Annotated in this window: 7 protein-coding genes; 2 read left to right on the top strand and 5 right to left on the bottom strand. The window is 42.4% G+C overall.

Annotation, left to right across the window (positions count from 1 at the left end):
- Positions 1-144 precede the first annotated feature (144 nt).
- The 3 genes from F8R90_RS24220 to ispD all read right to left on the bottom strand — a co-directional run bounded on the left by F8R90_RS24220 (position 145) and on the right by ispD (position 1943).
- On the bottom strand, positions 145-492 hold the full coding sequence (locus F8R90_RS24220; RefSeq protein WP_104908394.1) for a DUF760 domain-containing protein: 348 nt from the start codon (positions 490-492) through the stop codon (positions 145-147).
- A gap of 97 nt (positions 493-589) precedes the next feature.
- Complete coding sequence (gene scpB, locus F8R90_RS24215; protein WP_196512801.1) at positions 590-1114, bottom strand: SMC-Scp complex subunit ScpB; 525 nt, start codon at positions 1112-1114, stop codon at positions 590-592.
- A gap of 145 nt (positions 1115-1259) precedes the next feature.
- Positions 1260-1943, bottom strand: a complete 684-nt coding sequence (gene ispD, locus F8R90_RS24210; RefSeq protein WP_190899368.1) for a 2-C-methyl-D-erythritol 4-phosphate cytidylyltransferase — start codon at positions 1941-1943, stop codon at positions 1260-1262.
- Positions 1944-2012: 69 nt separating this feature from the next.
- Here ispD and F8R90_RS24205 point away from each other — a divergent pair, with 69 nt between their 5' ends.
- The gene (locus F8R90_RS24205; protein ID WP_196512800.1) at positions 2013-2972 is read left to right on the top strand and encodes a glycosyltransferase family 9 protein; all 960 of its coding nucleotides are present in this window, start codon (positions 2013-2015) and stop codon (positions 2970-2972) included.
- Between the two features lie 223 nt (positions 2973-3195).
- Here F8R90_RS24205 and F8R90_RS24200 read toward each other — a convergent pair whose 3' ends face one another.
- Positions 3196-3666 carry a CRR6 family NdhI maturation factor gene (locus F8R90_RS24200; RefSeq protein WP_196512812.1) on the bottom strand — a complete coding sequence of 157 codons (471 nt, stop codon included), beginning with the start codon at positions 3664-3666 and terminating at the stop codon, positions 3196-3198.
- Positions 3667-4317: 651 nt separating this feature from the next.
- Here F8R90_RS24200 and F8R90_RS24195 point away from each other — a divergent pair.
- Positions 4318-4764 (top strand): Fur family transcriptional regulator, encoded by a 447-nt coding sequence (locus F8R90_RS24195; RefSeq protein ID WP_190899382.1) that lies wholly within the window; start codon positions 4318-4320, stop codon positions 4762-4764.
- Positions 4765-4844: 80 nt separating this feature from the next.
- Here F8R90_RS24195 and F8R90_RS24190 read toward each other — a convergent pair whose 3' ends face one another.
- Entirely contained in the window at positions 4845-7916 is a 3072-nt protein-coding gene (locus F8R90_RS24190; RefSeq protein ID WP_196512799.1) for a pentapeptide repeat-containing protein, read from the bottom strand.
- Between the last annotated feature and the right edge of the window lie 141 nt (positions 7917-8057).

Genomic DNA, 8057 nt, shown 5'->3' with positions numbered 1-8057 from the left:
AATTACGAATTACGAATTACGAATTACGAATTACGAATTACGAATTACGAATTACGAATTACGAATTACGAATTACGAATTACGAATTACGAATTACGAATTATTTGGTCAATAGTCCCAGAATATTTGACTACTGACTATTGATTATTGACCATTAGACAAATGCTCTAACTGCATTCTTTGTTCCATCTGGCGCAGAAAATACCCCGTCATCATGGCCGAAGCTAGAAGCCCAGCTAAGTTCTCCCGATCTGTTGTGATTTGCACGTTGAAATTTTCTGCCGGGAGCATTCCCACTAGCCCTTGGACATTTTGCGAGATAATTTGTTTAATTTCGGGGCTGGCGGACTGAGCAATCCTAGCTAAAACATCAGGAGACTGATGTTGTAGATATTTGAGTAACTGATTAGGGTATTCCTCAGAGTGGTCGGAAAGAAGTTGATTAGGGTGTTCCTCAGAGTTGTCATTCAAAAAGTCAGGATTAAACACCATTGGCAGTTTTATTTAGCTTAATTGCTAACTCTACTTTAAACCATAGTACAAGGGTAGCGCATTCACCACGGGTATAAGCCGTGAAAAGGAGGGGACATTATTTTGGTTCTAGTTCTAGTTCTAGTTGTTCTTCCTTTTGGCTGGTAGCAAGTATTTGCGGGAGTTGTTCTATTTGGAAATACTGATGAAACTTCGGGGTTACTTGCAGTGAATAAGAGCGAGAATCGCTGTCTCGACGCTTTCGGATGAAACCAAGTTCGACGAGTTCAGGAACGTGTTGATATACTCCTGAACCGCGTAAGTTAATCAAGTCGCTCTGAAGTATGGGACTATTAAGGGCGATCGCGGCTAAAGTCCGCAATGCACCTACACCCAATTCTACTGGTATCATCGTTTGCACCAAATCATGAAAATCAGACCGGAGTTGCAAACTGTAACCATCTGGAGTTTCTACTACCTCTAGGGCGCTATCTCGGTGGGCATAGTTGTCCATTAGTTCAATTATGCCTTCTTTGACAGTGGCGCGATCGCACGCGGCATACTCGGCGATTTCGCCGAGCGACAAGGGTTTACCTTTTAAATAGAGAATTGCTTCTATCTTCGTCGCTGTGGCTGTAATCATTTAGTTACTAGTCATTGGTTATTAGTCATTGGTCATTAGTACATGACAACTAACAATCAACAAGTGTGTGGCATTATATCGTAAATTGTCAAAATATTGTTTGAAACTCTGAAATTGGAGATGGGGCATTGGGGAATCATTTTCCTCAAAAGCCTCTAGTTGTGAGAATAAATTCTGCGATCGCTAAATCTTGTGGAGTAGTGACTTTTAAATTTGTCTCCTCTCCCTCGACAATTCGGACTTCAATACCGCACTTTTCAAACAAAGCGGCATCGTCAGTTACTTCCCAACCTTGACGGACACCTTCAGCGTGGCACTGTTTCAACAACTTGACATCAAATCCTTGGGGAGTTTGTGCTGCCCACAATTTTCGTCTGTCGGGTGTTTCTTGAATTATGCCTTGTTCATCGACAACTTTGATAGTGTCTTTGACCGATACACCAGCAATTAAACCGGGACAGTGACGAATGGCTTGGGCACAAGAGTTAAATAAATCTGGTGTGGCTAGGCATCTAGCCCCATCATGAATCAAAACTTGTTCTGCGGCTACTGGCAGGGACTGCAAACCATTGTAAACAGATTCTTGGCGGGTGGAACCGCCTTGTATCAATTCCACTGGTTTAGTCAGCTTCAGATCGGCGATAATTGCGTTGAAGTCTGGCCAATCAGTAGGCTGAGAAATAATCCCAATCCAACTGATTGTATTAGCGGCTTCTGCGGCTAATAGAGTCCAAGCAATAATTGGTTGCGATCGCACTTTTAGAAGGAGTTTATTACGGTTACTCCCCATTCTTTTTCCGATTCCCGCAGCTGGAATTAGTAAATACACAGAATTCCTCAATCTTTAAGCTATATATTTTCCCCTAAAATAGGGAGCGAGTAAGCGTCAATAAATATTATGCGAGTAGTAGCCCTTGTACCTGGCGGAATTGGCGACCAAATTCTCTTCTTTCCGACTCTAGATGACCTGAAGCGCCATTACCCTAACGCTCAGATAGATGTCGTTGTTGAACCCCGGTCAAAGGCTGCCTACCGAGTGAGCAAGTCAGTTCACGAGGTACTGACCTTTGATTTTCAAGACCGTAATAGTCTGGCAGATTGGGGTAACTTGGTGGGGACAATTCGCGATCGCGAATACGATGTCGTCATTGCTGTTAAGCAAATTTGGTTGCTTGGTCTTTTACTTTGGTTGACGGGAATTCCCATACGTATTGGCTACAAAGGCAAAGGTTCGGTTTTTCTGACCCACGCTGTGCCATTCAAACCATCCCAGTATGCGGCGGCAGTATATCACGATTTGCTGCAACCATTGGAAATAAATAGTCCTGTCCCAGAGTTAGCGGTAAATGTGCCAAAACCAGATATTGAGTGGGCACAAAAGGAACAAAAACGCTTAGGGGTGAATGAAACAGGCTATATCTTGATTCATGGCGGTTTTGGCCAGTTATCCCAGGCTAAAGAACTGGATAAAATCTACCCTGTCGAAAGTTGGCATCAAATTATTCAAGGCTTCCAAGACAAGCAGCCGGATATGCCTGTGGTGGTCGTTAAGGGAACTGATGATGAGCAGTTTGTGCGATCGCTTCTGGGGTCTTCTCCAGATATCAAGGTGACTGCCCCTGATGATATTGGCAAGTTAACTGCTATGATTGCCGGGGCAAATTTGATGTTGTCTACTGATAGTGCGGCACTACAACTGAGTGTTGCAGTCCAAACCTATACCATCGCCTTATTTGGGCCCACTAATCCAGCTAAGTTGTTGCCGAAAAACGATAAATTCCTGGCCATTGCATCTCCCACGGGAAAGACGGCGGATGTTTCACCAAACGCCGTTTTGGAGAAAATTTGGGGTGGCTAAAGGGCAGTTTGTCCCGACTTCTGCGATAAGTCTATTGGATATCCAAATGTAGTTATGCGTTTGTTGAATGACCGCAAAACCTGGACGTGACAGCTAGATTTTGCGGTTATTCAGTATTAAAAACCAGATTTCTCTCTAGCAATGCTTTGTGCTTACTTGCGATCGCGCCTGGGCTAGGCAATAGGCATAAGGGTTTTAGCCTAGTTCCTTTTTCTTCACCGAGTTAAAATATCTCAAAAAAAGCATCATCTAATTCATAACCCAGCATTTGGGCCATAGACTTCAGCCGTGAGAGACTGGGGATATCTTGCTGTTTAAGCCAATCACCCAAAATAAAGATTTTGTGCATCAAAAATATTTCTAAGGCTTCAGGATTGTACTGAATGCCTTCTTGGGAACTGAACTGGTGTGGTACAAGCATGGCGGCATAACGAGCAAATTCTCCAGCTTTCCAATCTAGTAAAAATGGTAACCAAGGGTATTTGGCATCTAGGCGCACAAACCACAGTCGCACCTCTGGAATTTCTGAAAGTTCCCGTGGATCGCCAGGTTCGAGATCGTAATTGAGATCAAAGCGTAGCTGCTGTTCATGGGACGCGACCCCATCTTGCAGCAGTTGTTCAATTACGGTTGACGCAGGCGACAGATCCAGATTGTTAATGAAGTCATTATTGAGTGCGATCGCAATTGTCATTGATTCAGCAGCCACTTTCTTGATGCTCAACTGTAGGATCGAGAATATACAGTAGCAGCTTTCAGGGATTGACGCTACATTGATCTTTATAAATCAATTGGTATTTACTAATACTTTTTTGTGGAGAATTGGTCAAACTATACAAGATTTATACACAAATCTGACCTTCTCAAATTGATTTAATACTTTTGCTTAGTTTTCGCTGGTTATCACAAATATATATCTAATGGCTAGCATTGATATCAGCCTCTGGTGATGCCTGCGGTTCTTCCTAGCCTACACCACTCACTTACACCAAATTTTCCTCCACTTAAATGTTTCTTTACTAATTGCTAAAATACTCACATTTAACTAATAAATTACTACACGACTTACATAGAATCAGCCTACTTGGGAAAGGCAACGCCTGCCCCAAGGTGGACATTTACAGCAATTTTAAGTTAAAGTTGTAATGAGTTTGTTTTAGATTAAGGTCTGAGAAAGTAGCCGTCAACAAGCAAAAAAAATAATTATCGCCACCTGTCTTTTGCAGCATCAAAAGCCAAAACACAAGTACAGGTAGAACAGCGGTGTGCAATATTATTGCATATATTAAATAACCAATAAACATTTAAATGGGAAAATTCCCCCCAACAGTTAACAAGCTGTAATATGCAAAAACAAACAATTTCTCCAAAACCAATTCGTTCTCTAGAAGATGCGCTGGATCGGTGTCAAATCCTGGGTATGCGCGTCAGTCGTCAGCGTCGCTTTATTCTGGAATTACTTTGGCAAGCAAATGAACATCTTTCTGCTAGAGAGATTTACGATCGCTTGAACCAACTAGGTAAAGAGATCGGTCATACTTCTGTTTATCAAAATTTAGAAGCATTATCCAGTCAGGGCATCATTGAATGTATTGAACGCTGTGATGGGCGTTTGTACGGTAATATCAGTGACTCTCACAGTCATATAAACTGTGTGGATACAAATCAAATTCTTGATGTTCATGTGGAACTACCAGAAGATTTGATCCGCAAAATTGAAGAAGAAACAGGAGTGCGGATTACTGACTATAGTATTAACTTTGTTGGTTACCGCAACCCGCAAGAAAGCTGATGGTAGTTAGGAGTCATTCAATTTTAGATTTTTCCTTCAATCCAAAATCTAAAATTGACGGCTTCCCTAGCTAATAAAAACTAATAATAATTAGTCTCATCAATAGAGTTCTTGCCAAAAACTGTCTCATCATCGGCATCATCATCATATAAATCTACTGGTACAATTGTGCCTTCGCAGCTTTCAATTAGTCCGATCGCAGGGAGTTTGTTCCAATTATTATCTGGGTTTGTCGGAATTTGGACGGTATTTAAGAAGGGTTGCTGCGAGCGCAAATGTTTCAGTCTTTGAAACGATTCTTTGGAGAACAAGGCACCATTATCAGCGGCCAATTTTTTATCCGCCTCAGTAAGGATGGCATCAAATAAGCAGGCGTTGGTGAGATTCGCTGAATTAAGATTCGTCCCCATAAGATTAGCCTGTTGCAGGTTTGCGCCTGTCAGGTTTGCCTGTTGGAGATTTGCGCCTGCGAGGTTTGCCTGTTGAAGATTTGCACCGGCGAGGTTTGCTTGTTGAAGGTTGGCTCCAGCTAAATTTGCCCCCATTAACTCCGCATTGGATAAGTTTGTCTGCTCAAGATTTACCCCAGTTAACATCACTTGTAACAAAGAGGCTCCCGATAAATTTAGTCCAGCCAGAGAGTTGATTCGGGTTGCGAAGGCACTTTTATGCAAAAGGGTTGTTCTAGCAATCAGCGCACTTAAGGCCTCTGGATTGAATTCTGCCAAATTAGCTGGATTCCCACAAGGCCAAAAAGGGATTTTTGTTTCTCGGTAGCAAGCACAAAGCAATAAAAACACATTCAGTCCCACCGCAGCATTCACTTGCTCAACATTCACCGGGTTTTGCAGTGCGTGGAAATGAGTCAAAGCTTTGTGAGCTATCCCTTCATCCACCCAATAGCCTTGACAGTAAGCACGCCAGAAAGACAAAAGCCGTTGGAACAAAACTTCAAAAGGAAACTTGTGCTTTTGCTCCCGGCGCAAAATTGCGATCGCCAGTTCCTCAATTTCCTGGCTAAGTATCCCGTAACCCAGTAAATTGTAGATACGCTGGGCAAAGCTACTGGGATCAAGCACAAAGGTGAGCGTGCCATAAACCTCATCTTGGCACTGAGTCAGCAATTTCAACTCAGCAGCCACAGCCTCAGCACAAAGATATTCTCCTAACTTGACATGCGAAAACTCAATTAAACTCCTCTGCGCGGCAGTCGCTACAACGGGGGAAATTCCTGCAACGCACAGCCAAGCAGTACGTGAGGTATCCGAACCCTGAATTTTAAAATAAAAAGCTGGTAAATTATTTGTATTTACTTCCTCAGGCAAATTAATTTGATGACGTTGGGAGTGTAAGATTTTCAGAGCGATCGCTTGCATCTGCTCAATTAAATCTTGGGGATGATCACCAGCGAGTAAATTAGCGATCGCTTCTGGAGTTCGGTGGATATGAGCCGATCCTGAACGCAGGAGCATCGTTTTGATCCCACCAATTAGCGGATAACCCAACAACCATCGACTCAGGCGATGATAAATTTCCCATAACAGAGAAGGCTTTGGGGTATTAGCAGCTAATTGTAATACTTCATCATCTAGCAGTCCGTCGCGGTGCAAAATGCCCAACAAATGCAGCATTAGGGGTTGACGAACAAGAGGAGATAATTCTCTTAACTTTGATTGGCTGGCAAATAACCCTGTCTGTTTTAAGAATGTAAAGAAATTTTGAGCGATCGCCAATGATTGCACTTTTGCCCATTGCTGAAACCATTGTTTGAGTTCCTCCACATCCAACGGCTGAATGATAATTCGCTTCAATGGCAGGGGTATCTCTGGGGCGATTTTCTCTAGTGTTGTTGATCGACTCGTTAACAAAATTTTGTGTCGGTACTGAGAATGAAAGTTCAGTAATTGCTGAATAAAAATTGCTTGTGCCCTTATACCCTGACTAGAAGGGGGTAGTTCATCCAAACCATCCAGCAGCAACAGACAAGGAAGATTTTCTTGCTCTAACCAAGTTGAAAGATTAATAGGAAAGGCAGAATTTAGCGTTTCGATGAAAGTTTTGCCATATTTTACATCTTGTAATTTAATTACTATAGGCATCCAAGTAGGGTAAGATTCTTGTGCTACCTGTGCTGCCCAAAGTTGGCAAAAACTCGTTTTTCCATAACCAGGTTCCGACTCAATAACAGCGATCGTTTCTAAATCAGCTAGCTGTTGCTGGGCCCATGTTTTTAAATCAACTGGTTTAACAATTTTATTATCCTGCTCAGAAATAATTGCCTCTATTGGTAAGCCTTTTTGTGGTACATAGATATCCTTAAGGGCAAAGGATTCCATGAGCAAAGGCATACTGAGGTTTTTAATCAAACTTGCACGGTAATGTTCTCGCTGCAAATCAATTTTCTCACTGACTGTAGAACCAACTTCTGGGGCGATCAAATTGGGAGATAATGAAATCCCCAAACGGAAAAATTTTTGCAGTTGGGCTAGAGGTGCGGCATTTTCGGTAACGACTACCAGTAAGTGCCCAGGAAGTGAGTTGATTAAACGCTGTGTTAGAAGTTTAGCTTCAGGTTCCTCTGCGCCATTGGCAACTAACCAAGCTATGGCAGCGTTGTTTATTTGTTGCACCAGTAATGAATCTGCAACCAAAGATAGTGCTTGTTCAGCTTGGGTGTCAGTCAATTTACCTGGGCTGAGAGTTTTCAGCAATCCTTGCAGTTGCGGGTCTTGGAGGATAAGTTTACCTACATCCTGTTTAAGTATTTGTGCTTGGATAGGTATACTTGCCCGGTCTAGCCACGGTCTTTGTAAGCTTGCTTCCTGCTCTAGAATTGCTTGCAAAGCCTGGAGATAGGCAATTTGAAACGCTAGCCATGTGCCTTCGTTACGTTTTAATGGTTTTTTTTGGCTGAGGCTACGCAACAAGTTTTCTGTCAACTGGGAAATAGCACTGATTTCTTGCCAAACAAGACCTAAGGGTAGTTCTAAGACCTCTACTAAGGTACAGATGTCAAAAGGCATGAGGCTTTTGACTTCCATATCCTGAACAATCCGATAGGCAATACCTGCCAATTGCCCCGCTGAAAATCCTTTGATTTGATTGATTGCGATATAGCGTTCTGCCAACCAGTGCCGAATACTCAAGTTCATTTAATTACACAGTGACGGCTGCCTATGGCAATTATGATCGATTTATCCGTTTGCGAAAACAGGTAACAATGGGGAAGACAAAGTTTTGTATCAAAGCTGTTTTCTAATTGCTAAAAATATTGCTTGTGTAATTGAGTAGAC

Origin of the sequence: Nostoc sp. NZL, from assembly GCF_015714705.1 — a bacterium.
GTDB lineage: Bacteria > Cyanobacteriota > Cyanobacteriia > Cyanobacteriales > Nostocaceae > Nostoc > Nostoc foliaceum_A.
Note: the sequence above shows the minus strand (reverse complement) of the source record. Positions and strands in the feature narration are given on the sequence as shown.

What these genes read in the sequence shown, in the direction of transcription:
- F8R90_RS24190 (WP_196512799.1), bottom strand. Translation starts at nt 7,916, where the DNA reads ATGAACTTGAGTATTCGGCACTGGTTGGCAGAACGCTATATCGCAATC.
- F8R90_RS24220 (WP_104908394.1), bottom strand. Translation starts at nt 492, where the DNA reads ATGGTGTTTAATCCTGACTTTTTGAATGACAACTCTGAGGAACACCCT.
- F8R90_RS24195 (WP_190899382.1), top strand. Translation starts at nt 4,318, where the DNA reads ATGCAAAAACAAACAATTTCTCCAAAACCAATTCGTTCTCTAGAAGAT.
- scpB (WP_196512801.1), bottom strand. Translation starts at nt 1,114, where the DNA reads ATGATTACAGCCACAGCGACGAAGATAGAAGCAATTCTCTATTTAAAA.
- F8R90_RS24200 (WP_196512812.1), bottom strand. Translation starts at nt 3,666, where the DNA reads ATGACAATTGCGATCGCACTCAATAATGACTTCATTAACAATCTGGAT.
- F8R90_RS24205 (WP_196512800.1), top strand. Translation starts at nt 2,013, where the DNA reads ATGCGAGTAGTAGCCCTTGTACCTGGCGGAATTGGCGACCAAATTCTC.